Origin of the sequence: Massilia niastensis DSM 21313 (genome assembly GCF_000382345.1) — a bacterium.
GTDB lineage: Bacteria > Pseudomonadota > Gammaproteobacteria > Burkholderiales > Burkholderiaceae_D > Telluria > Telluria niastensis.
The window spans coordinates 68,673-92,280 of record NZ_KB908096.1; the positions used below are offsets into that span (position 1 = coordinate 68,673).

Here is a 23,608-nt window from a genome sequence, read left to right on the forward strand (position 1 = left end):
GGATGCACACCCGGCATGTCGCCCTGTCCCGGGGCTGCGGGGCAGCCGCCGGGAGGCGCTCAGCGCGCCGAGACCGCGATGCCGCCCACGATCATCGCGAACGCCAGCACGTGGTAGAGGTGCGGCGGCTCGCCCAGGAAGGCCGACGACAGCAGCGCCGTGAACAGCGGGGTCAGGTTGATGAAGAAGGCGCCGATGCTGGGGCCGGCGCGCTGCACCCCGGCGCCCCAGCTGCGCATCGCCAGGATCGCCGGCCCCAGCGCGACATACAGCAGCGCGGCGGCCAGGCCCCAGCTCCAGGCGATGTGCACGCCCGCGAACGCCCATTCGCCGCCGGCCAGCGCGGCCGACCACAGCACGCCATAGCCCACCTGCACCAGCAGGAAGGCGGCCCAGTCGGCGCGCAGCCCCGGCACATCCTTCTGCTGCATCAGCATCCAGCTGTAGAAGGACCAGGCGATGGTCGCCAGGATCATGTACAGGTCGCCCACCACGAGGCGCAGCGCGGCGAGCTGCGCCAGGTCGCCGCGGCACATGACCACCAGCACGCCGGCGATCGAGAGCACCGCGCCCGCGATCTGCCGGCGCTTGACCGGCACCCCATAGAACAGGCGGCCGACCAGCAGCATCCAGACCGGCATGCCGGAGGCGACCAGGGTGACGTTGATCGGCGTCGAGCTCTGCAGCGCAAGGTATTGCAGCGAGTTGTACAGGCCCACGCCCAGCAGTCCGAGCATGCTGTAGCGGCGCCAGTTGCCCAGGGCCCCGCTGCCGCTGCGGAAGGCGGCGCGGCCGAGCGGCACCAGCACCGCGAGGGCGAGCACCCAGCGGATCAGGTTGAGGGTCATCGGCGGCACCGCGTCGCGCACCAGGCGGCCGACAACGGCGTTGCCGGCCCACAGCACCGGGGCCGTGGTCAGGAGGGCGATCGTGGACAGCGTGAGCGGTTGGCGGTTCATGGGCAGGGCGATCCGGCCTGCGCGCGGCAGGCCGGACTGGCGTGGCGCCGGATCAACGGCGGCGCGGCGTCAGCACGCTCGGCAGCGCCTTCGGCAGCGTGTCGGGGAAGTCGCGCGAATAATGCAGGCCGCGGCTCTCGTGGCGCGACAGGGCGCTCCGCACGATCAGGTGGGCGACCTCGACCAGGTTGCGCAGCTCCAGCAGGTCGTGCGTGATGCGGAAGTTGCGGTAGTACTCGTCGATTTCTTCCTTGAGCAGCTTGATGCGGTGCAGCGCCCGCTCGAGGCGCTTGGTGGTGCGCACGATGCCGACATAGTTCCACATGAAGCGGCGCAGCTCGTCCCAGTTGTGCGCGATCACGACTTCCTCGTCGGCGTTGGTGACGCGGCTCTCGTCCCAGGGCGGCAGCACCGGATTCTGGACCGGCGGCGCGGCCGCGATCTGGTGCGCGCAGGCGCGCCCGATGACCACGCATTCGAGCAGCGAGTTGCTGGCCAGGCGGTTGGCGCCGTGCAGGCCGGTGCAGGCGGTCTCGCCGACGGCGTACAGGCCCGGGATGTCGGTGCGGCCGGTCAGGTCGGTGACGATGCCGCCGCAGGTGAAGTGGACGGCGGGCACCACGGGGATCGCCTCCTTCGTGATGTCGATGCCCAGTTCCAGGCAGCGCGCGTAGATCGTCGGGAAGTGTTCCATCAGGAAGGCCGGGTCCTGGTGGCTGATGTCCAGGTGCACGTAGTCGAGGCCGCGCTTCTTCATCTCGAAGTCGATCGCGCGGGCGACCACGTCGCGCGGCGCCAGTTCGCCGCGCTCGTCGTGGGCGGGCATGAAGCGGGTCCCGGCCGCCGGGCCGGCCTCGGGCGGCAGCTTGAGCAGGCCGCCTTCGCCGCGGATCGCCTCGGTGATCAGGAAGGACTTGGCATACGGGTGGTACAGGCAGGTCGGATGGAACTGGATGAATTCCATGTTCGACACGCGGCAGCCCGCGCGCCATGCCATCGCGATGCCGTCGCCGGTGGCGGTGTCGGGATTGGTGGTGTACAGGTAGACCTTGCCGGCGCCGCCCGTGGCCAGCACGGTGTGCTCGGCCTCGAAGGTCAGCACCTTGCCGTTGCGCTCGTCCTGCACGTACAGGCCGTAGCAGCGCGGCTGGCCGACCATGTGCGGGATGCCGCCATGGACGCTGCTGCCGGTCAGCTTGTCGGAAGTGATGACGTCGATCGCGCTGTGGTGTTCGAACAGCGTGATGTTCGGATGGGCGCGCACCTTCTGTTCCAGCGTGACCTGGACCGCGTGGCCGGTGGCGTCGGCCGCATGGATGATGCGACGCTGGCTGTGGCCGCCTTCGCGGGTGAGGTGGAAGCCCAGCTCCGCCGAGGCGTCGCGGGTGAAGGGTACGCCCTGTTCGATCAGCCATTCGATGGCTTCGCGGCCATGTTCGATGATGTAGCGGGTGGCCGCCTCGTCGCACAGTCCGCCGCCGGCCACCAGGGTATCGGCGATGTGCTGGTCGTGGCTGTCGGAAGAATCGAGTACCGCGGCAATGCCGCCCTGGGCCCAGCTGCTTGCTCCGTCGAGCAGTTCGCGTTTCGAGATGATGGCAACCTTGCGGGTTTGCGCCAGGTGCAAGGCCACCGACAGGCCGGCCAGACCGCTGCCGACAATAGCGACGTCAAATTTCATGGCAATGTCATATGTGTACAGAAGCATCACTATAGACGATTTGCGCCGCTTGCGTTGGCAGGTGGAAAAGTCCAGTCCGCCGCCAAACGTTCGCGGCCGCACCGATGATCCCGCGTGGCCGGGCTAGGATCGGAAAATCGCCCAACCGGAGGACCTGCCATGACCAATCACCATGCCGACAACCACGCCGCAGTTCTGGCCGACAAGATCGGCTCGATGCGCTTCGCCATGTTCACTTTCCGCGACCAGTACGACCACCTGGTCAGCCAGCCGATGACCAACCAGCAGATCGACGAGCACGGCGGCCTGTGGTTCTACGTCCGTACCACGACCTCCCTGTGGGACAGCATCGCCCGCAATCCGGAAGTCAACCTGAGCTTCGCCAACAACGACGACAGCACCTATGTGTCGGTCAGCGGCACCGCCGAACGCGTGGTGGACCGCAGCCAGATCCACGCCTTATGGAACGGCATGGTCCAGGCCTGGTTCCCCGCCGGCCCGGAAGACGAGCACGTGGTGCTGGTGCGGGTCGTGCCGCACGCGGCGGAGTACTGGGATGCGAACGACAGCCAGATGGTGCGCATGTTCGCCATGGCCAAGGCGGCCGTCACCGGCACCACGCCTGACCTGGACGCCGAGCACGGGACCATCCGCATGTGAGTGATACCGCATCGAGCGTGGCCTGCCCCCGTCGTCGAAACACGGCGGGCGACTTGCTGCAAGGTACTGCCCTGGCTTACAGTAGTGCTCCCACAACCCGGAGCGTACCATGACGAAATCCTGGCGCCGCCACGCACGATGATCGGGCCGCTGGAGCTGGCGGCGAATGCCTTCACGGCGGTGGCGATCGTGCTTGCCGGACGCAACAGCGTCCATACCTGGTGGACCGGCATCGTCGGCTGCACCCTGTTCGGCCTGCTGTTCGCGCAAAGCCGCCTGTATGCGGACGTGGTGCTGCAGGTGTTTTTCGTCGCCACCAGCCTGCTCGGGTGGTGGCGCTGGGCGCGCGGGAACCACGGCGCGCCGCTGCCGATCACGCACGCCGGCCTGCGCTCGCTGGCGTGGATGGCGCCGGCGGGCCTGGCGGCCACGGCCCTCTACGGCGCCTTGCTGCATTTCCACACCGATGCCTACGCGCCCTTCATCGACTCGGCGGTGCTGGTGTTCAGCGTGATCGCCCAGCTGCTGATGATGCAGCGCCGGATCGAGAACTGGCCGGTCTGGCTGGTGGTGAACACGATCGCCGTGCCCCTGTACTTCAGCCGCGAGCTGTACCTGACCGCGGCGCTCTACGTCGGTTTCTGGATCAATGCGATCGTGTCGTGGATCTGGTGGCGCAAGCTGGCGCGGCGCCAGGCCGAGGCCGCTGAACCGGTCACGGCGTGATCGTGGGCGGCAGGTCGCCCTCATCCTGATTGCCGCCGGTCTCCGGGGTGCCCAGCCCGGTCCCGGTCGAGCCGGCCTGTTCCTGGCGCGTGTCCTTGGCGCCGCGGCCCGTGTGGGTCATCGCGCTGTCACCGGCCTTGCCCGACATGCCGCCCTGGCCGGTCGCGCCGCCTTGCTCGGCGTTGCCGTCCGGTGCGTTGGTGGTTGCGCCGGACTGGTTGCGGGTCAGCCCGTCGCCGCCGTTGCCGCCGGTTTCCTGCTGGGTTTCATGGGTTGGGGTAGCGCCTTGCTGCCCGCTGGTCGAGCCGCCGACCCCGAGCGTCGTGGACGGGTCGTCCTGCGGGGTGGCGCCCGGCTGCTGGGCGGGCGTGGATGCGGGAGTATTCATCGCGGCCTCCTGTCGTATGGAAACCATATTCTGCCGCGATCGCGGGCGCGCCGCTATCGGCGCACCGTGCAAGCGCATGTAGGACTACAAGCTTACTCGTCCGCTTCCAGCCTGGTGACGGTGAAGGCGCCATCCACCCGGTCGGCGACGAAGCGGATCCGGTCGCCCCGCTTGAGCTGCGCGAGCAGGGCCGCATCCCGGACCCGGAACACCATGGTCATCGGCGGCATGTTCAGGCTGGCCAGCGGGCCATGCCTGATGGTGAGCTTGCCGGCGTCGCGGTCGACTTTCCTGACTTCGCCCGAGACCATGCCGGCGGATGCCGCGGCCGCAGCCGCAGCCGCGGGTGCATCGGCCCGGGCCGGGGCGGGAATCGATGACGCCGCCGACAGGGCAAGCAGCAGCGGAAGGGAACACGTCCCGGTCTTCATGCGCATCCCGCTTCCTTATTTATAGTGCTTGTAGACCGTTGCCTTGCCGCCATCCTTGACGAGCAGCACGTCGTAAGGATCGCTGCGCGGACCTTCCATGCCGGGCGAGCCCATCGGCATGGCGGGCACGGCCAGGCCGCGCGCCCTGGGCTTCTCGGCGAGCAGGCGCTTGATCTCGGCGGCGGGAACGTGGCCTTCGAGCGCGTAGCCGTTCACGCGCGCCGAGTGGCAGGAACCGAACTCGTGCGGAATGCCGAACTTCTCGCGGTAGTCCGAGGGATTGTCGACATCCCTGGCCTTGACGCTGAAGCCGTTGGCCTCGAGGTGCTTGACCCATTCCTTGCAGCAGCCGCAGCTGGCGCTCTTGTAGACCTCGATGACCGGCTGGGCGGCCATGGCGCCCAGGGGCAGCGCGACCAGCGCCGCAGCGGCGGATGTGATGAGAAAACGCTTGAACATGCCTACTCCGAATGAATACAGGGCGGGTTGCGCCGGGGTATCGTGCGTGGGCGCCTGCCTGCCGGTGCTACGGTACGGGCGTGGCGGCGACTCGCCGCTACTATACCAGCGCGACGGCGCGGGGTGGCTCCTGCGCTCGAGGAGATGATATGGAACGTTCGCAATACGCAAACTGCATTGAAGCATGCAATGATTGCGCCGATGCCTGTGACATGTGCGCATCGGCCTGCCTGCGCGAGGAGGACCCGAAGGCGATGGCCCGCTGCATCGCCCTGGATATCGATTGCGCCCAGCTGTGCCGGCTGGCAGCCGCCGTGATGGCGCGCGGCGGCGACGCCGTCCACGCGATTTGCCTGGCCTGCGCCGAGGTCTGCGAACTGTGCGCGGACGAGTGCGCCAGCCACCCGATGCAGCATTGCCAGGATTGCGCCTCCGCCTGCCGCCGCTGCGCCGCCGAGTGCCGCCACATGAGCGGAAACCAGGGCGGCCGCCGCAACCTCGGCATGCCCGCACCGCATTGACAGCGCATTGACACCAGGCCCGCGCACGGGCGGGCTACCGGACACCCTCGCGGCGATGTTATACTGTACATTAATACAGTATCCATCGCCGTACCATGCCAACTTTCCTGCCGATCGACCTCGACCCGCTTCCCGAGCAGGGACTGGACCGGGCCGCGGCGCACCGGCCGAACACGGGCGCATTCCGCGGCGCGCACGACGAACCGGTCACCGAGGCCCGCAACGATGCCGAGATCGCCCGCGAGTACATCTCCCATGGCGAACTCAGCCCCAAGTCGATCGCCAACACCCAGAAGGAGCTGTACCGCTTCCTGACCTGGTGCCGCGAAGAGATGAAGAAGACCTTCCACCAGCTCAGCGTCGCCGACCTGAACGCCTACAAGGAATTCCTCAAGCAGCCGCCCGACGCGTGGATCTCGAAGACCAAGTGGCCGCGCAAGGATCCGCGCTACCGTCCGTTTTCCGGGCCGCTGTCCGACGCCAGCCGGCGCCAGTCGATGATCGCCATCAAGGGCCTGCTCGGGTTCGCGGAACAGACCGGCTACCTGCGCCGCAATCCGGCGCGCCTGGTGAAGAACGTGCGCGCCGCGCACGCCAGCCGCATCACGCGCTACCTGACGCCGCAGGCGATCGCGCTGGCGCTCCAGAACGTCGCCGAGCGGCCGGTCGAGACCGAGGCCGCCGCGCGCCAGCGCGAGCGCGACCGCTTCCTGCTGATCGCCTTCGCCCAGACCGGCGCACGCCTCAACGAGATCGTCGGCGCCCACATGGGCTCGATCTACAGTGAGGGCGATGGCCGCTGGTGGCTCGACGTCATGGGCAAGGGCGCCAAGCCGCGCCGCCTGCCGGTGCCGCCCGCCATGCTGTCGGCCTACCGCGACTACCGGCGCGCCTACGGCCTGCTGCCCCAGACCAGCCGCGCCGACCGCATGCCGCTGGTGCTGTCCAGCCGCAGCAGGGAATTCCTGCGCATCACCGACGAGGCGGCCTCGGAGGCGCTCAAGGCCGTATTCCAGGCCGCGGCCGACAGCGCTGCGGCGCAAGGCGACGGCGACAGCGCGTCGGTGCTGCGCCAGGCATCCACCCACTGGCTGCGGCACAGCATGCTGACCAACCATGCCAACAATGGCGTGCAGCTCAAGACCCTGCAGGACACCGCCGGCCATGCGAATATCGCGACCACGGCCGCCTACCTGCACAAGACCGACCACGAACGGCACGATGAAATCCTCGGCTCGCCGGGCGGCAAAGGCATCGCGTAGCAGATGGTGAGGATGGACGACAGGGAACCGGGACCGTGTGGCGACCGGCGCCTCAGACCGGAATGGACGAGGTGCCGCCGGCGGAACTGCCGTAGTTCTGGAGTTCATCCAGCGACAGGCGGCGCTCGTTCAGCGCGGCGAGGATCGACTTGAGTTGCTCCGCATCGGGCTGGATATAGACGATGCGCTGCTCGAGCTCGTTGTCCCAGTAGCGGGTGTAGGGAACATCGGTTTCCGCCATCACCTTGGCGTTGAAGCTGCCGTCCTGCAGTTCACCCACCAGCGTGACTCTTGCCGTATCAGGCGTAGTGTTCTTCACGGTAATGTTCATACCACTCCTTTTGAATGATCAGTTCGGGTGCAGCCATTCTCCCGCAGGGGCCAGGCGTGCGCAAACCGGCGCTTCAGGCGTGCGCACCCATCCCTCCAGGAGGATCAACGCGGCGGATCATCAAAAAAATCGAATGGGACCGTCAATATTATCCGCTTTTCAATATGGCTCCGTGCCCAGATACTGTCGGCATCCAAGGCGGACTCCGCGCAGGACCCGCCGCCACCGACCTCCAACAACACTGGGAGCTTCACCATGAAAACGCTGACCCTGACGCTGCTCGCGGCGGGCCTGCTGAGCGCCACCGCCGCCCGGGCGCAGGCCGACCTGATCATCACGAACGGCAAGATCGCCACCATGGCCAGGGAGGGCGAGTTCGTGCAGGCCCTGGCGATCAAGGGCGGCAAGATCGCGGCCACCGGCAGCAACGAGAGCGTGCTGCGCCTCAGGGGCAAGGCCACCGAGGTGGTCGACGTCGGGGGCCGCACCGTGATTCCGGGCCTGAACGACTCGCACACCCACGTGATCCGCGAAGGCCTCAACTACAACATGGAAGTGCGCTGGGATGGCGTGCGCACCCTCAAGCGCGCCATGGAGATGCTGAAGGAACAGGCCGCGCGCACGCCGCAGGGCGAATGGGTGAAGGTGGTCGGCGGCTGGAGCGAGCACCAGTTCGAGGAAAAGCGGCTTCCGACCCTGGCCGAGATCAATGCGGCGGTGCCGGACAAGCCGGTCTTCATCCTCTACCTGTATGGCCTGGGCTACCTGAACCAGAAGGGCGTCGAGACGCTCGGCTATACCAGCGAGACGAAGTTCCCCGGCGGCGTCGTCGAACTCGGCGCGGACGGCAAGCCGACCGGCTTCCTGGCGGCCAAGCCGAACGCCATGGTGCTGTACACGACCCTGGGCAAAACCAACAAGCTCGGCCGTGACGACCAGCTCAACTCGACGATCCAGTACTACCGCGAGCTGAACCGCCTGGGGATCACCAGCGCCATCGACGCCGGCGGCGGCGGCCAGGCCTACCCGGACGACTATGGCGTCACGGTGGAACTCGCGAAACAGGGCAAGGTGACGGTGCGCACCTCGTACTACCTGTTCGCCCAGAAGCCGGGCAAGGAACTCGAGGATTACCAGCGCTGGGTGGGCATGACCAAGCCGAACCGCAACGACCACATGTTCCATGCGAATGGTTTTACTACCGAAGGCGCGGGCGAGAACCTGGTGTGGAGCGCGGCCGACTTCGAGAACTTCCTCGAACCGCGTCCCGAGCTGCCGCAGCACATGGAAGGCGAGCTGGAGCCGGTATTGAAGCTGTTGATCAGGAAGCGCTGGCCGTTCCGCCTCCATGCCACCTATGGCGAGAGCATCGAGCGCGACCTGGCGGTGATCGAGAAGGTGGACAAGACCACGCCCCTGAAAGGCCTGCGCTGGATCGTCGACCATGCCGAGACCGTGACCGACGACCAGCTCAGGCGCATCAGGAAGCTGGGCGGCGGCGTCGCGGTGCAGAACCGGATGTATTTCCAGGGCGAGGCCTACTGGAAGCAGTACGGTCCGCAGACGCGCCAGATGCCGCCGATCCGCAAGATGCTCGAGCTCGGCGTGCCGGTCGGGCTGGGCACCGACGGCACCCGGGTCAGCAGCTATGGACCCTGGCCCTCGCTCTACTGGGCGGTGACCGGCAAGACCGCCGGCGGACTGCAGACCTGGCAGCCGCGCGACCTGCTGTCGCGTCACGAAGCCCTGAAGCTCATGACCGTCGGCAGCGCCTGGATGAGCGGCGAGGAAAAGTTGAAGGGGACCTTGCGCAAGGGCCAGTACGCCGACCTGGCCGTGCTGCCGCAGGACTATTTCACGATGGATGTCGAAAAGATCAAGGACCTGGAGAGCGTCCTGACCATCGTCAACGGCAAGGTGGTCTACGGCAGCGGAGAATTCGGCAAGCTGGCGCCCGCGGCCCCGCCGGTGTCGCCGGCCTGGAGTCCGGTAAAGGTGTTCGGCGGTTACCAGAACCGCTAGCCATCTCCTCCCGTACAGGCAAGGGGGGATGCGCGCGGCCATGGGCTGTTGTCCTTGTGCAGGTCCCGAGCGTGCGCGTCGTGCATCGCGGACCGCCGCTGCGGCACCGCGACTTCGGCTACGACAGCGTGCCGGGCCGCTACCGCCATGGCCTGGTGGTGCCGCGCCTCGACCTCGATCACCTGCTGTGCCAGGCCGCGGTGGCCGCCGGCGCGGTGCTGCCGAGCGGTGGAGGGCGCCCTGGACTGCGATCCGCCCGGCAGGTGCGCACTGGCCCGGCTGGTAGCGGCGCCGACGGTTCAGGCGAAGATGGCCCGCGAGATGGCGAACCATGCGGACCGCGCCGCGTCTGCGCTCCAGCGGCTGCCGGAGGCGGGCGCCACCGGCGCGCTGCACGCCCTGGTCCGTCACGGTGTGGAACGTGTTTCGCTGGTCCGGGCGGTGGTCGGCACGCCTTGGCTGTCGGCTGCCCTCGGCGCCGAGGCGAACATGTCTTGAGTATCGGAAAGGGGAGAAGTGCACTCCGCGGCAGGCCTTCGAGCAGCCATGCCCGGGACCTGGCACGGAAGGGAGCACCCGGAAGCGGCGCACATCGAAGCCTCCCGCGATCGCAGCCCGAGAGCGATTGCCGGGCAGGGGCGGGGCAGGGACAGTCAAGCTGCCAGGCGGGCCGGACACGATCGAGCGCCCGACAAGCGATCTCCCGGCTGGCGGAGACATGGTCGATCCTGTCTCTTCAAGCGAACCAGCTGGCCGCCCATGAGGCTCGGGCAGGGCTGTGAATAGTGCCGCTCGCGGTCGCACGATATCCTGGAGGGAACTACGAAAGTTCAACCGTGCGAAGAGTCGTGCGGCATGCTCCAAACAGTCGATGGCGGTACCGGTGCAAGGACTGAAAACACGGAGACAGGGCCCCGGCGCGCACAAGGAGGTCACGAAGCCTGGCAGTCCGCGACGCGTTCGGGCGTCGCCCAGCAACGCGCTGCCGATGATGGACAAACGCCGAATACCAGGCCGTATCCCGAAACTCCCCCATTATCTCACTCGACATTAGCAAATATATTGTCGAGTTTGTCCCGCGCAGCCCATGCCGCTGTTGTGTTCCCTGAGCAATACCGGTAAAGTCCCCGGCGAATTTGTTGAGCAGGGAACGATCGAATGGGTGTGCAAAGTATTTCCTCAGGCGCAGACAGCGGACGGAACGAAGACCTCGTTGCCGTCTTCGAAACCGGAAACAGGACGGATCTGCTGGTCATCGATGGCGCAAGCTCCGTCGCCGACCGCGACTACATCGACGAGCAGCGCGGCGACGTGGTCTGGTTCGTGCATGCCTTCGCCTCCGCGCTGGCGGCCACCCTCGACAGCCAGCGCACACAGCACGACAGCGTACGGCTTGCGCTGGCGGCGCTGCAGGAGGAATGGGCAGCGTGCCTGGGCGGGCAAACCATGCCGGTCCATGCCTGGCCGATCGCCGCCTTGAGCTGGGTTCGGATCGTTCGCCATGGGGATGCGCAGCGCGCCGAGCTGTACAGCCTGGGAGACTGCAAGACGCTGCTGCGCGCCGCGAACGGCTTGACGACCGACATCGACCCCTATGTGAATCCGCAGGAGTCGGTGCTCCAGGCGGAAATCGAGAAACTGCAGGCCCGGGGCGTCACCGACGCCATGACGCGGCGCGCGCACCTGCTGCCCATGCTCAGGACGCGCCGCGAGTTCCAGAACACCACGCTCGCACCATTCGTCCTGTGCCTGCGTCCGCACGGTCCGCTGGACGCCCGCACGGCCCGTTTCGACCTGGCGCCAGGCACCGCGCTCCTCATGATGACGGACGGCTTCTACCGGCTCGTGGACACCTATGGCCTGTACGGCGTCGACGAGCTCGCCGACGCCTGCGTGCGCCTCGGCCCGGCGCGCCTGCTCGCACAGTTGCGCGCCCATGAAGCGGCGCACCTGGGTGCCGCTGCGCTGGCGGTGAAGCGCGCCGACGACGCCTCGGCTGTCGTGTGGACCGCCGCGTGCCGGATGCTGCAAGGAGCGGAAATCTTCCCGCAGGCGATTGGGAGCGCGGTCGACGATCCGAGCTCCGGATCCGCGAACGCCAACGCCAACGCCAACGCCAACGCTGCCAGCGTACGTGCTCTGGAACCGGAGCAGCGCGCACCAGGCTAGCGCCGGCGTCGATGCGCCGGATCGCCCATGGCCAGCCTTCCTGCAGGGAGTTTGCCTCGCTCCACGGCTCCAGGGATGCGCGCCAAGACAGCGTATTTAACATAATATAGATTATGCGAAGAATGCTATACGGACCCCAGTCGTGGATTTTTCGCCACGCCTGGCGTTCGTAACGACTTCCATGCTCATTGGCGCCCCCTCCGGTTCGGTCCGCGACGAATCAAGCTCGGCGACGGGCTCGAACCAGCCCCCGCGCGCGTTCTGAACGACGGTTGAACCCACCGGATACCCGGATTCCTGCTACGCCCCGACCGCCGCCACGCCTGCAGACGCGACCTGAGCGTCTTCGCTTGCCTTCACCCCCGACACCCCGACAGCACCCACGATCGCACCGTCGACCACGATCGGCACACCGCCTTCCAGCGGAACGACCGGCATGGACAGTGCGGCGAACCGGCCGTTATTGATCATGTCCTCCAGCGACTTGCTGGGTTTTCCGCTCAGGACGCAGGTCCTTGCTTTTTCCGGGGCCACCGTCGCACTCATCAAGGGAGCGCCATCCATGCGTTGCAACCACAACGGATGGCCACCGCTGTCGCAAATGGCAATGCTGACCGCCCATCCATGGGCGATCGCCTCCGATTCAGCCGCGGAAGCAATGCGCTTCGCGTCGCCGAGTGTCAATACTGCTACCGTTTTCATCTTGTTGCCCCTGTCATCATATGGTTGAAGCCGGTGTTCCATCACTGCGGTCGAAGCGGTGTTCGCCGCCCTGTTTCCTCAGGCTGGCCGCTGTCCCATGGTGAACGAAATGCTCCCGACGCCGCTTACCGTGGCGCCGACCCGATCGCCTGGCTGCAGCGCGCCCACGCCTGCCGGCGTACCGGTGAAGATCAGGTCGCCCGGCGCGAGCGCGACGCTTTGCGAGATGTAGGCGATGACATCCGCGACCGGCCAGATGAGCTCCTCGAGATCGCCCTGCTGGCGCGGATCGCCGTTCACCGTCAGGCTGACGCTGCCGGCCCGGGGGTGCCCGGTCACGCCCACCGGGACGATGGGACCGCAGGGCGCCGATGCATCGAAACCTTTCGCCCAGTCCCAGGGCCTGCCCATCTTCTTGGCGACCGCCTGCAGGTCGCGCCGCGTCAGGTCGACGCCGACCGCATAACCCCAGACATGCTCGAGCGCCTGGTGCGCCGACAGGTTGGCGCCCCCTGTGCCGATCGCCACCACCATTTCCACCTCATGATGCAGGTCGTCGGTGAGCGGAGGATAAGGAACGGTCCCGCTGGCGGCGACCACCGCATCCGCCGGCTTCATGAAGAAGAACGGCGGCTCCCGGTCGGGATCATTGCCCATCTCGCGGGCATGCGCTTCATAGTTGCGGCCGACGCAGAACACGCGGCGGATCGGAAACCGCGCTTCGCTCCCGGCGACGGCGCCGGATGCCTGCGGGGCGGGTGGAAAAACGAAATCGGACATGACGGCTTTCAGGTGGATGACGGTCGGGGGCGGCGGGTTCACTTCGCGAAGACCTGGCTGAGGTCGCCGAAAGCCTTGAATTCGAGCGCATTGCCCGAAGGGTCGAGGAAGAACATGGTCGCCTGCTCGCCGACCTGGCCCTTGAACCGGACGTGCGGCTCGATGACGAAACGGGTGCCGGCGTCGCGCAACTTGCCGGCCAGGGCTTCCCACTCCGCCATCGGCAGGATCGCGCCGAAGTGCCGCACCGGCACCTTGTCGCCATCGACCTCGTTGGTCGACGCCGGGCCGAGTTCGTCCGGCGCCAGGTGGGCGACCACCTGGTGGCCATGGAAATTGAAGTCGACCCACTCATCGGAGCTGCGGCCTTCGGGGCAGCCGAGCAGGTCCCCATAAAAGCGCCGCGCTTCGGCAAGGTCGCGGACCGGGAAGGCCAGGTGGAACAATGGAATGGATTGCATGGAGTCTCCTTGGGAATCGTCGTGGTGAATGTCAAACAGCTGTTCTTCAGCGATAGGGGCACAGGTGGGTCTGCGCATCGAGCTCCTGCAAACCGTTAATGCCCAGCATCGCCATGTTGCGCGATACCTCCTGCTGCAGGAGGCTGATCGCATGCCCTACCCCGGCCTCGCCCCCGACCGCCGCCGCATAGCCGAACGGCCGGCCGACGAAGACGAAGCGGGCGCCCAGCGCCAGCGCCTTGAGCACGTCCGAGCCGCGCCGGATGCCGCTATCCATCATCACCGGGATGTCGGGGCAGGCGTCGACGATCCCCGGCAGCACGCGCAGGGGAGAAACGGCGCCGTCGAGCTGCCTGCCGCCGTGGTTCGAGACGATGATGCCATCCGCGCCCATGTCGCGGGCAATGCGGGCGTCCTCCCGGTGCAGGATGCCTTTGATGACGATCCTGCCGGGCCAGATCTTGCGGATCAGCCCGAAGTGCTCCCAGTTCAGGTGTCCGCGGTCGGAGAAATCGCGGGTCACCGACTTGGACAGGATCGGCGCGCCGCGCCGCGCATAGTTGTTTTCGAAATGCGGCATTCCGTGCTGCAGGATCGTCCTGAAGAAGGTGCCGAACAGCCAGCGCGGATGCGAGATGCCCTGCCAGGCCAGGCCCAGGCTCGGACGCAGGGGCGAAGTGAAGCCGCTGCGGGCGAAGTGCTCGGGATTCGGCGTGACCGGCGTGTCCACCGTGAACACCATGGTCTGGAAGCCCGCATTCCCGATCCGGTCCACCAGCGCCGTGATGTTCGGGACATCGCCCGGCAGGTAGGCCTGGAACCAGGCGCCCAGCTTTTCCTTCGCCACGTCCTCGAGCCGGATCAGGGAGGATCCGCTCATGATCATCGGAACGTTGGCGCGCGCCGCCGAGCGCGCCAGGACCAGGTCGCCGCGATACGCGGAAAGCGCACTGATACCCATCGGGGCGATGCCGAACGGCGCCGCATACTCATGGCCGAACAGCGTTGCCACCGTGCTGCGCCGGGATACGTCCTTCAATACCCGGGTGACGAACCCGTAGTCGTCGAAACATTCGCGATTGCCGCGCAAGCTGCGCCGGGTCTCCGCCGCCATGGAGATGTAGCCGAACACCGGGCGCGGCAGGTGGCGCCGAGCGGCATGCTCGAAATCCTCGAGGCTGCGCAGTTCCCGAAGGCGTGCGGGAAGCGCCGGGGGCGCAGCGCGGCTGGCGGAGGATGGAAGGTCGTGGGAGGCGATGGCAGTAGTCATGGTGCGGTGGATGCGCTGGATGAGCCCTATTGTGCTCAAGGTGGGAACCAAGGACAATTTCATCTTCGAATATTCAAACTGAAGGAGATGTTCATTATGGAGACGCGGTTCCTGGACAGTTTCGTGACCATCGCCGAATGCGGCTCGATGGCCGAAGCGGCGCGCCGCCTCAATGTGACGCCCACCGCGCTGGCGCAGCGGGTGCGGGCGCTGGAGGATGAATTGAACGTGAAGCTGATCGAACGCTCGGGACGGACGGTGCAGCTGACCGAGGGGGGCGCCCGGGTGCTGGCGCGCGCGCGGCGCTTCCAGCGCGAAGTGCGGGAACTGAAGGCGGCCGCTTCCGAGGAGGCCTTCGCCGGGGAGTTGAGGCTGGGGACGATTTCCACGGCGCTGACCGGCATGCTGCCGGCGATCCTCGCCACGCTCGCCGGACGGCATCCGAAGGTGGATGTCTATATCGTAGCGGAGGTGTCGCGCCTGCTGTATCACCAGGTGGTGAGCGAAGCGCTCGACGCGGCCCTGATCATCGAGCCGCAGTTCGCGATTCCCAAGTCCCTGGTCTGGCGCGTGCTGCGTTCCGAGCCGCTGGTGGTGCTGGCGCCGGCCTCGCTGGCGCACCTGCCGCCGCTCGAACTGCTGGCCACCCAGCCCCTGATCCGCTACGACAGGAACAACTGGGGAGGCCAGCTCGCCGACCGCTACCTGCAGGAGCAGCAGATCTTCCCGCACGAGCGCTTCGAACTCGACGCGCTCGATGCGATCGCCCTGCTGGTCGAGCGCGGCCTCGGGGTGTCGCTGGTGCCCGACTGGCCGCGCGCGTGGCCGCTGCCGGAAGGCGTGACGATCATCGCCCTGCCCGGCCAGGCGCCGGTGCGCAAGCTGGGACTCTTGTGGCGCGCCAGGTCGCCTTTCAGCCGCATGCTCGACGAGTTGCTGGAACTGCCCGATCCGCAGGCAGGCCAGGACGACGCGTTCAAGGCGGAACGCGCCGGCTAGGGGCGGCGCGTTCCGTCACTGCCTGGCGCCCGCTTATTCAGCCTTGATGTTTGCGCTGCGCAGCAGCTTGGCCCACTTCGGCACTTCCTGCTGCATGTAGGCCTTCAACTCGGCGGAGGAGCCGCCGACCGCGGTCAGCCCCTGCTGCCCGAGCTTTGCGCGCACATCGGGCGATCCCAGGCTTTTCTTCACTTCGGCATTGAGCCGGTCGACAATGGGCTGCGGCGTGCCGGCGGGTACGAACATGCCGAACCATGTCAGGGCTTCGAAGCCCGGCAGGCCGGACTCGGCCACCGTCGGAATTTCCGGCGCGGCGTTGCTGCGCTGCAGGCTGCTCACGGCCAGCGCGCGCAGCTTCCCGCTCTTGATGTGCGGCAGCAGGGACGGCAGGTTGCCGAACATCACCGGCACCTGGTTGCCGAGCAGGTCGGAAATGGCGTTCGCCTCCCCCTTGTACGGAACGTGGACCATGGGCACCTTGGCCATCTGCGAGAACAGTTCGGTGGCGACGTGCTGCGGGCCGCCCTGGCCCGACGACGCATACGACATGCCGCCGTTCTGGCGCCTGGCGTAGGCGATCAGTTCCTGGATGTTCTTGACCGGCACCGCGGGATTCACCACCATCACCATCGGCACCGAGGCCAGCAGCGAGATCGGCGTGAAATCGGCGACCGGGTCGACTTTCATCTTCGCATAGATGCTCGGCGCCACCACCATGGTCGACTGGGTGGCCACCAGCACGTTGTATCCATCCGCGGGCGCCTTGGCCGCCTGCTCGGCGGCGATGACGCCGGTCGCGCCCGGGCGATTTTCCACATAGAAGGAACCGCCCATGCTCTTGCCCATGCTCTGCGTCACCAGGCGCGCCACGTTGTCGACCGCGCCTCCCGCCGAGAACCCGACGATCACCTTCACCGGCTTGGAGGGATACGTGTCCGCCAGCGCCATTGCCGGAACGAGGCTTGCGCACAGTGCGAACGTGAGGAGGCTGCGCCTCGGGATGCCACTTGTCTTGAATGTCATGCTGCCTGTCTCCAATATATTATGATTATGAATCTACGTCGTTCAGACCAGTTGCGCGTGTCCGCCGCCGGTCCTCACCTCAGATCTTCCACCTGGGGCATGCTGAACCCGAGCTGGTGAAGTCCGCTCTCCAGCCGATCCCTCTGGTCCGGCGCGAGTTCCACGAGCGGCGGACGCACCGCGCGCCAGCCGTCGTCGCCGGTCTTCCAGGCGATCGCCGCCTTCATGGCGGGAATCATCGGGAATTGCTGGAACACCGCGCGGGTCTGGTCCAGCGCGCGCTGCTGCTCGTCCGCCCCTTCCTGGCGCCAGCTTTCGTACAGCGCGACCATCGGCGCGGGATTGACGTTGCCGGTGGCCGTGATGCAGCCGGCGCCGCCGGCGCGCATGTTCGCGAGCAGGAAGGTCTCGCTGCCCGCGAACACGTCGAAGCCTTCCGGCTGGAAGTTCCTGAGCATCGCCTCGGTATGGCTCCAGTCTCCGGCGCTGTCCTTGACGCCGGCGATGGTGCCCGGGTAGGCCTTGAGCAGGCGTTCGATCAGGCCGAGGCTGATCGGCACCTGGGTAACGGGCGGGATGTGGTAGAGGTAGATCCTCAGGCGTTCATCGGCGACCGCGTCGATCAGCGCCGCGAAACTCCTGAACAGGCCCTCGTCGCTGACGCCCTTGTAGTAGAACGGCGGCAGCATCAGCACGCCGCCGCAGCCCGCTTCCACCGCATGCCGGGTGAGTTCGACCGCGTCTCCGAGCGCGCATGCCCCGGTCCCCGGCATCATGCGTCCGGCCGGCAGGCCGGCGTCCAGCAAGGCGTCGAGCAGGCGGTGCTTTTCCGCCAGCGTCAGCGAAGTCGCCTCCGAGTTGGTGCCGAAGATCGACAGGCCGACGTCCTGCTTCAGCAGCCATGCGCAGTGCCGGGTGAAGCGCTCGACGGAAGGGGTCAGGTCCGCATTGAAGGGTGTGAGAACCGGCGAAAACACGCCGCGAAGACGAGTGGTGGTGGTCATGGAGGTCCCGAGTGAGTGATGGGCGACAGGCGCTACATGGCCATTCTAGTAAGCCTGTCGCCCAACAAAAACATCATTCTTGGCACTTCAGAATCCATGAAAAGTGGATGCAGGGCTCATCCGCCAACCCGATCTTCCTTCCCGTGCGCCATGTAGTACATCAGGGGCAGCAGCAGGAGCGTCAGCACCGTCGACGACAGCACCCCGCCGATGACGACGGTCGCCAGCGGCCGCTGCACTTCGGCGCCGGTCCCGGTGGCGATCGCCATCGGCAGGAAGCCGAGCGAGGCCACCAGCGCCGTCATGAGGACCGGCCGCAGCCGGGTCAGGGCGCCCTCGTGCACCGCCTCGGCCAGCGGCATGCCGCCCTCGCGCAGGCTGCGGATGAACGACAGCATCACCAGCCCGTTCAGCACGGCCACCCCCGACAGCGCGATGAAGCCCACGGCGGCGGAGATCGACATCGGTATCCCGCGCAGCCACAGGGCGAAGATCCCGCCGGTCAGGGCGAAGGGAATGCCGGTGAACACCAGCAGCCCATCCTTGACGTTGTTGAACACCACGAACAGCAGCGCGAACACCAGCAGCAGCGAGGCCGGCACGACGAGCTGCAGGCGCTTGGCCGCCGCCTGCAGGTTCTCGAACTGCCCGCCCCAGGTCGTCCAGTAGCCGACCGGCACCTTGACCCCGGCGTGGATGCGGCGTTCGGCTTCCTCGACGAAGGAGCCGATATCGCGGCCGCGCACGTTGGCCGTCACCACGACCCGGCGCTTGCCCTGCTCCCGGCTCATCTGGTTCGGGCCGGGCGCGGTGTCGAAGCTCGCGATCTCGCCCAGCGTGATGAAGTGGCGCGGCTGGTCCGTGCCCGCAGCGGCGTCGCCTGCGGGCAGCGGAACCGGCAGCCGCCGCAGGGCGTCGATATCGCTGCGCACCGCTTCCGGCAGGCGCACCACGATGTCGAAGCGCCGGTCGCCCTGGAACAGCGTGCCCGCCTCGCGTCCCGCCGTCGCCGTCGAGATCAGATCCTGCACCTCGGCGATGTTCAGGCCCATGCGGGCGGCCCGTTCCCGGTCGACCCGGATCTGCAGCATCGGCAGCCCGGTGGTCTGCTCCACGGTGACTTCGCTCGCCCCCGGCACCTGTTCCAGCACGCTCCCGATGCGGGCGGCGGTGGCGTTCAGGATGTCGAGATCGTCGCCGAACACCTTGACCGCGACATCGCTGCGCACGCCCGAGATCAGTTCGTTCACCCTGAGCTGGATCGGCTGGCTGAACTCATGGCTGTTGCCCGGCAGCGTGTCGACGGTTGTCCGGATGGCGGCCAGCAGCTGGTCGCGCGTCTTCTTCGGCCTGGGCCACGCGCTTTCCGGCTTGAGCATGATGTAGCCGTCCGATACGCTGGGCGGCATCGGGTCGGAGGCGATTTCCGCCGTGCCGGTGCGGGCGAACACCCGGGCGATCTCCGGGAACCTGTTCATCAGGGTGGTCTCGATCTGCTGCTGCATCCTGACCGACTGGGTCAGGCTGGTTCCCGGTATCCGTACCGTCAGCACCGCGAAATCGCCTTCGTTCAGGTTGGGCACGAACTCGGCGCCCAGCCGGGTGGCCAGCAAGGTCGAGAGCGCGATCATGATGCCGGCGAAGGCCAGCGCCACGGGCCGGTTCGCCATCACATAGCGCAGGCAGGGTTCGTAATGGCGCTTTGCGCCCTGCATCAGGCGGCTCTCCTTCTCGGCGACGCTCTTCCCCATGAACAGGGCGACGCCGGCGGGCACGAAGCTGACCGACAGGATCATCGCGCCCAGCAGGGCGATCACGACCGTGAACGCCATCGGATGGAACATCTTGCCCTCGATCCCGGTGAGCACGAAGATCGGCAGGTAGACGATCATGATGATCAGCTGGCCGAAGAGGAGCGGCCGGCGCGCTTCCTGGGCGGCGAGGAAGACTTCGTCGAAGCGCTCCTGCATCGTCAGCGGACGTCCCCGCGCGGCCTGGGCATGCGCCAGGCGCCGCACGCAGTTCTCGACGATCACGACGGCGCCGTCGACGATGATCCCGAAGTCGAGCGCCCCGAGGCTGAGCAGGTTGGCGCTGACGTTGTTGGCCACCATGCCGGAGAAGGTGAACAGCATGGACAGCGGAATGACCATCGCGGTCAGCAGCGCCGCCCGGATATTCCCGAGGAACAGGAACAGCACGCCGATCACCAGCACCGCGCCTTCCAGCAGGTTGTTCCTGACCGTCCTGATCGCCCGTTCTACCAGCACGGTACGGTCGTAGACCGTGACGGCCTTGACGCCGGCCGGCAGGCTGCGGTTGATCTCGGCCATCTTGCGGTCGACCGCGGTCGACACCGTGCGGCTGTTCTCGCCGATCAGCATGAAGACGGTGCCCAGCACGACTTCCTGGCCGTTCTCGGTGGCGGCGCCGGTGCGCAGCTCGCGGCCGATCGACACCTCGGCCACGTCCTGGATGCGCACCGGCGCGCCGCCGATGCTGGAGACCACGATGTTGCCGATGTCGGCCATCGAGCCCACCTGGCCCGGGGCGCGGATCAGGTACTGCTCCCCTGCCCGTTCGATATAGCCGGCGCCGACGTTGCTGTTGTTCTTCTCCAGCGCCGCCACGACATCGGCCAGGCTCAGTCCATACGAGGACAGGATGTTCGGATTCGGCGCGACCAGGAATTCCTTGTCGTAGCCGCCGATGGAATTGATCTCCGTGACGCCCGCCACATTGCGCAGCTGCGGCTTGATGATCCAGTCCTGGATCTCGCGCAGGTCGGTCGGCGTATAGGGCGTGCCGTCGGGCTTCGTGGCGCCGGGCACGGTCTCCACGGTCCAGAGGTAGATCTCGCTCAGCCCCGTGGCGATCGGCCCCATGGTGGGCACGGCCCCCGCCGGCAACTGCTCGCGCGCGTCCTGCAGGCGCTGGCTGACCAGCTGGCGGGCGAAATGGATGTCGGTGCCGTCCTTGAAGACGACGGTCACCTGGGACAGGCCGTAGCGCGAGAGCGACCGGAAGGACTCCAGGCGGGGCAGGCCCGACATCAGCGACTCGATCGGGAAGGTGATGCGCTGCTCGGTCTCGAGCGGCGAGTAGCCGGGGGCGGCGGTGTTGATCTGCACCTGGACATTGGTGACGTCCGGGACGGCGTCGATGGGCAGCCGCTGGTAGTTGTATACGCCTGCCGCCGCCATGATGAACACGAAGAACATGACCAGCCAGCGGTGCGCGATGGAGGCGCGGATGATCCGATTGAACATGGGCTCTCCGTTCAATGTCCGTGCTCGGCAGCGCCCTTGGCCTGCTCCGCCTTGATGGCGAAGCTGCCCGCGCCCGCCACCTGCTCGCCGGCCTTGATGCCGGCGACGATCTCGACCAGCCGTCCGTCCAAACGGCCGGTCGTCACCGGCTGGGCCACGAACCCGCTGTTCACCCGCTTATAGACCACCTGGCGGCCTTCGACCGTCTGCAGCGCCTCCTGCGCGACCGCCACCTGGACCCTGGCCGATCCGGTGACGATGTCGACGTTGACGAACAGGCCGGGGCGCCAGGCCTGTTCCGGATTGTCCAGGACCACCCGCGCCCTGGCGGAGCGCGAGGCTTCGCCGATCAGGGCGCTGACAAAGCTCACTTTCCCTGGCGCGGTCGTGTTCGAGGCGACGGAGCGGATGACGGCCTCGGTGCCGACCCGCACGATCTCCAGGTCCTTGGCCGGCACCACCACGTCGGCCCAGACCGTCGACAGGTCGGATACCGTGAAGATGCGGGTGTCGGCGCCGACCACCTCGCCCAGGGCCACGTGCTTCTCGACCACGGTGCCGCCGAACGGCGCGCGCACCTGCAAGCGGTTGGTCGGGCCGGAGGACCCGGCATGGGCGCCGAGCGCCTGCAGCTTCTGGCGGGCGTTCTGCACCGCGATCTCGGCTTCGCGCAGTTCCTGCTCGGCCTTCAGGTAATCCTGGCGCGCCGAGATCCGTTCCTGCCACAGGGTCTTTTCCGACGCGTACACGCCGCGTGCATACGCCGCGCGCTTGTCGGCGGCCGCCAGCTCGGCCCGCCGGTCGGCGATCTCGCCGCTGGCAATCACCGCCAGGATCGCGCCTTTCCTGACCGCCTGGCCCAGGTTGGCCTCGACCGCCTCGACGGCCCCGGGCGCGCGCGGGGTCACGTGGGCCGTGCGGTCCTCGTTCAGTGCGATCTGCCCCGGCATGCGGATGAAGGTGTCCAGGTGCGCGGCGGCCGCGGTCTGCAGCGCGATGCCGGCGATCCTCACCTGGTCGTCGCTGAAGCGGACGACGCCATCGTCCGCATGCCCGTGCCCGTCGCCATCCTCGTGCTCCTTTTCCCCGTGCTGCGCGGCGGCCTCGCCCTGTTCGTGCGTCTGCGCGCCGCCGTCGCGGTCCTGCAGGACGACGAACCCGGCGAATCCGAGCGCCAGGGCTCCCATGACGGCGATGACCTTCAGTTGTTGCGGCTTCATTCTTGCTCCTGATGCTGGCCCTGGTCGACTTGCGGGGTGGCGCCGCCGATGATCCGCTCGATCTCGGCCGAGGCGCGGTGGCTCTCCGCAATCGCCAGCAGGTATTGGTTCTTCGACTGGAACAACGTGCGCTGGGCGTCGAGCACCTCCAGGAAGCTGAACTTCCCGAGCTCGAATCCGCGGCTGGTCGCCCGGTAGGCGCTCTCGGCGCCGGGCAGGATATCGGTCCGGATCAGGTCCGTTTCCCGGAGCGCCGCGGCCAGGCGCGCATGCGCATCCGACAGCTCGGCACGCAGGCGCACATCCTCCGCCTGGACTTCGTCGCGCGCCTTGTCGCTGCGGCGCAGCGATTCCAGCAGGCCGCCCTGGTTGCGGTTGAACAGCGGCAGCGGGACCGACAGGCCGACCACGGCCTGCCTGCGCTCGTCCTCGCGCTTCGTGCCGAGGACGACATTCACATCCGGAATCCGGCGCGCCCGCTCGACCTCGACGAGCGCCTCGCGCTGCCCCAGCTGCGCGCGTGCGCGCCGCAAGCCCGGAGCCTGCTCCAGCCGTGCCAGCAGCGTGGGCAGGGGAACCAGGCCTGGCGGCTCGAGCGCGCCCAGGTCGATCACCTCGATCCGCTGCGGGTCGCCCCCGGCCAGCGCAGCCAGGCGGATCCGGGCGCGCTCCAGTTCCCGGTCCGCCTGCAGCGCGTCGATGCGAAACCCGGCTTCGGCCACCCGGGCACGGGTTTCCTCGACCGGCGAGGCCTTGCCCGCCACGACACGCTTGCCGGCGGCGCCCGTCGCCTGGCGCGCCAGCGCGGCCAGCTCTCCGGCCAGCCGGCTGCGCTCGCGGGCGGCGACCAGCTCGTGGAAGGCCGCCAGGGTCTCGGCCCGGATACGCGCGCGGATGGCGTCCAGCTCCAGCGCGGCGACTTCCTGCCCGCGCCGGGCGGCGTGCACCCGTGCCGATCGCTTGCCGCCCAGTTCGAGCGGAATGCTGAGTTGAACGGTCGAGCTGCGGTTCGGGCCGTCCTTCCCCTCGCGCAGCAGCTCGAGCTCCGGGTTCGGCAAGGCGCCGGCCTGGGTCAGCGCGCCGTCCTGGGCCGCCAGTTCATGCCCGGCGGCGCGGATCTCGGGATGCAGCCGCAGCGCGCGTTCGACCGCGGCGCCCGGGGTCAGCGCGGCCTGCGCCAGGACGGCGCCAGACATCGAGGAAATCGCCGCGAACATCAGCGGCAACATGCGTTTTTTCATGACGTGCTCCGAACAGGATGGCTATTCGGC

At 67.6% G+C, this 23,608-nt stretch carries 23 protein-coding genes; 8 read left to right on the forward strand and 15 right to left on the reverse strand.

Annotation, left to right across the window (positions count from 1 at the left end; all coding sequences use genetic code 11):
* Positions 1–59 precede the first annotated feature (59 nt).
* Complete coding sequence (locus tag H162_RS0113980) at positions 60–959, reverse strand: DMT family transporter (protein WP_020654099.1); 900 nt, start codon at positions 957–959, stop codon at positions 60–62.
* Positions 960–1,011: 52 nt separating this feature from the next.
* Positions 1,012–2,640: an L-aspartate oxidase gene (gene nadB / locus H162_RS0113985; protein WP_020654100.1), complete on the reverse strand. Its 1,629-nt coding sequence runs from the start codon at positions 2,638–2,640 to the stop codon at positions 1,012–1,014.
* Between the two features lie 159 nt (positions 2,641–2,799).
* On the opposite strand from nadB, the gene H162_RS0113990 reads away from it, so the two are divergent.
* Both H162_RS0113990 and pnuC read left to right on the forward strand, forming a co-directional pair.
* Complete coding sequence (locus tag H162_RS0113990) at positions 2,800–3,300, forward strand: pyridoxamine 5'-phosphate oxidase family protein (RefSeq protein WP_020654101.1); 501 nt, start codon at positions 2,800–2,802, stop codon at positions 3,298–3,300.
* 138 nt (positions 3,301–3,438) lie between these two features.
* Positions 3,439–4,026, forward strand: coding sequence for a nicotinamide riboside transporter PnuC (gene pnuC / locus H162_RS0113995; RefSeq protein WP_020654102.1), 588 nt, complete (start codon positions 3,439–3,441; stop codon positions 4,024–4,026).
* Here pnuC and H162_RS0114000 read toward each other — a convergent pair.
* The 3 genes from H162_RS0114000 to H162_RS0114010 all read right to left on the reverse strand — a co-directional run bounded on the left by H162_RS0114000 (position 4,016) and on the right by H162_RS0114010 (position 5,304).
* A complete protein-coding gene (locus H162_RS0114000) occupies positions 4,016–4,414 on the reverse strand; it encodes a hypothetical protein (RefSeq protein ID WP_020654103.1) in 399 nt (132 codons plus the stop codon). The genes pnuC and H162_RS0114000 overlap by 11 nt on opposite strands.
* Before the next feature lie 92 nt (positions 4,415–4,506).
* The gene (locus H162_RS0114005; RefSeq protein WP_020654104.1) at positions 4,507–4,851 is read right to left on the reverse strand and encodes a copper-binding protein; all 345 of its coding nucleotides are present in this window, start codon (positions 4,849–4,851) and stop codon (positions 4,507–4,509) included.
* 9 nt (positions 4,852–4,860) lie between these two features.
* Positions 4,861–5,304, reverse strand: a complete 444-nt coding sequence (locus H162_RS0114010; protein WP_020654105.1) for a DUF411 domain-containing protein — start codon at positions 5,302–5,304, stop codon at positions 4,861–4,863.
* 149 nt (positions 5,305–5,453) lie between these two features.
* Here H162_RS0114010 and H162_RS30895 point away from each other — a divergent pair, with 149 nt between their 5' ends.
* Positions 5,454–5,825, forward strand: coding sequence for a four-helix bundle copper-binding protein (locus tag H162_RS30895; protein ID WP_051109933.1), 372 nt, complete (start codon positions 5,454–5,456; stop codon positions 5,823–5,825).
* Positions 5,826–5,920: 95 nt separating this feature from the next.
* Positions 5,921–7,087, forward strand: a complete 1,167-nt coding sequence (locus H162_RS0114020) for a tyrosine-type recombinase/integrase (RefSeq protein ID WP_026354627.1) — start codon at positions 5,921–5,923, stop codon at positions 7,085–7,087.
* Between the two features lie 52 nt (positions 7,088–7,139).
* Here H162_RS0114020 and H162_RS0114025 read toward each other — a convergent pair whose 3' ends face one another.
* On the reverse strand, positions 7,140–7,418 hold the full coding sequence (locus tag H162_RS0114025) for a hypothetical protein (protein ID WP_026354628.1): 279 nt from the start codon (positions 7,416–7,418) through the stop codon (positions 7,140–7,142).
* Positions 7,419–7,673: 255 nt separating this feature from the next.
* Here H162_RS0114025 and H162_RS0114030 point away from each other — a divergent pair, with 255 nt between their 5' ends.
* From H162_RS0114030 to H162_RS0114045, 3 genes are all read left to right on the forward strand, one after another.
* A complete protein-coding gene (locus H162_RS0114030; RefSeq protein ID WP_020654108.1) occupies positions 7,674–9,440 on the forward strand; it encodes an amidohydrolase in 1,767 nt (588 codons plus the stop codon).
* Positions 9,441–9,749: 309 nt separating this feature from the next.
* Positions 9,750–9,938, forward strand: a complete 189-nt coding sequence (locus H162_RS30900; RefSeq protein ID WP_020654109.1) for a hypothetical protein — start codon at positions 9,750–9,752, stop codon at positions 9,936–9,938.
* Positions 9,939–10,598: 660 nt separating this feature from the next.
* Entirely contained in the window at positions 10,599–11,609 is a 1,011-nt protein-coding gene (locus H162_RS0114045) for a SpoIIE family protein phosphatase (protein WP_020654110.1), read from the forward strand.
* Positions 11,610–11,909: 300 nt separating this feature from the next.
* Here H162_RS0114045 and H162_RS0114050 read toward each other — a convergent pair whose 3' ends face one another.
* The 4 genes from H162_RS0114050 to H162_RS0114065 all read right to left on the reverse strand — a co-directional run bounded on the left by H162_RS0114050 (position 11,910) and on the right by H162_RS0114065 (position 14,822).
* Positions 11,910–12,311, reverse strand: a complete 402-nt coding sequence (locus H162_RS0114050) for a GlcG/HbpS family heme-binding protein (RefSeq protein ID WP_026354631.1) — start codon at positions 12,309–12,311, stop codon at positions 11,910–11,912.
* Between the two features lie 78 nt (positions 12,312–12,389).
* Positions 12,390–13,091 carry a fumarylacetoacetate hydrolase family protein gene (locus H162_RS0114055; RefSeq protein ID WP_026354632.1) on the reverse strand — a complete coding sequence of 234 codons (702 nt, stop codon included), beginning with the start codon at positions 13,089–13,091 and terminating at the stop codon, positions 12,390–12,392.
* Between the two features lie 38 nt (positions 13,092–13,129).
* Complete coding sequence (locus H162_RS0114060) at positions 13,130–13,552, reverse strand: VOC family protein (protein ID WP_026354633.1); 423 nt, start codon at positions 13,550–13,552, stop codon at positions 13,130–13,132.
* A gap of 46 nt (positions 13,553–13,598) precedes the next feature.
* Positions 13,599–14,822 (reverse strand): alpha-hydroxy acid oxidase, encoded by a 1,224-nt coding sequence (locus tag H162_RS0114065; RefSeq protein WP_026354634.1) that lies wholly within the window; start codon positions 14,820–14,822, stop codon positions 13,599–13,601.
* Positions 14,823–14,918: 96 nt separating this feature from the next.
* On the opposite strand from H162_RS0114065, the gene H162_RS0114075 reads away from it, so the two are divergent.
* The gene (locus tag H162_RS0114075; RefSeq protein WP_020654116.1) at positions 14,919–15,821 is read left to right on the forward strand and encodes a LysR family transcriptional regulator; all 903 of its coding nucleotides are present in this window, start codon (positions 14,919–14,921) and stop codon (positions 15,819–15,821) included.
* A 33-nt stretch (positions 15,822–15,854) separates the two neighbouring features.
* On the opposite strand, the gene H162_RS0114080 is transcribed toward H162_RS0114075, so the two are convergent.
* The 5 genes from H162_RS0114080 to H162_RS0114100 form a co-directional block, all read right to left on the reverse strand.
* A complete protein-coding gene (locus tag H162_RS0114080) occupies positions 15,855–16,844 on the reverse strand; it encodes a Bug family tripartite tricarboxylate transporter substrate binding protein (protein ID WP_026354635.1) in 990 nt (329 codons plus the stop codon).
* Positions 16,845–16,918: 74 nt separating this feature from the next.
* The gene (locus tag H162_RS0114085) at positions 16,919–17,848 is read right to left on the reverse strand and encodes a dihydrodipicolinate synthase family protein (RefSeq protein ID WP_040787399.1); all 930 of its coding nucleotides are present in this window, start codon (positions 17,846–17,848) and stop codon (positions 16,919–16,921) included.
* 116 nt (positions 17,849–17,964) lie between these two features.
* On the reverse strand, positions 17,965–21,117 hold the full coding sequence (locus H162_RS0114090) for a CusA/CzcA family heavy metal efflux RND transporter (protein WP_020654119.1): 3,153 nt from the start codon (positions 21,115–21,117) through the stop codon (positions 17,965–17,967).
* A gap of 11 nt (positions 21,118–21,128) precedes the next feature.
* The gene (locus H162_RS0114095) at positions 21,129–22,337 is read right to left on the reverse strand and encodes an efflux RND transporter periplasmic adaptor subunit (RefSeq protein WP_020654120.1); all 1,209 of its coding nucleotides are present in this window, start codon (positions 22,335–22,337) and stop codon (positions 21,129–21,131) included.
* On the reverse strand, positions 22,334–23,578 hold the full coding sequence (locus tag H162_RS0114100) for a TolC family protein (protein ID WP_040787401.1): 1,245 nt from the start codon (positions 23,576–23,578) through the stop codon (positions 22,334–22,336). Before H162_RS0114100 ends, H162_RS0114095 begins: the two co-directional genes overlap by 4 nt.
* Between the last annotated feature and the right edge of the window lie 30 nt (positions 23,579–23,608).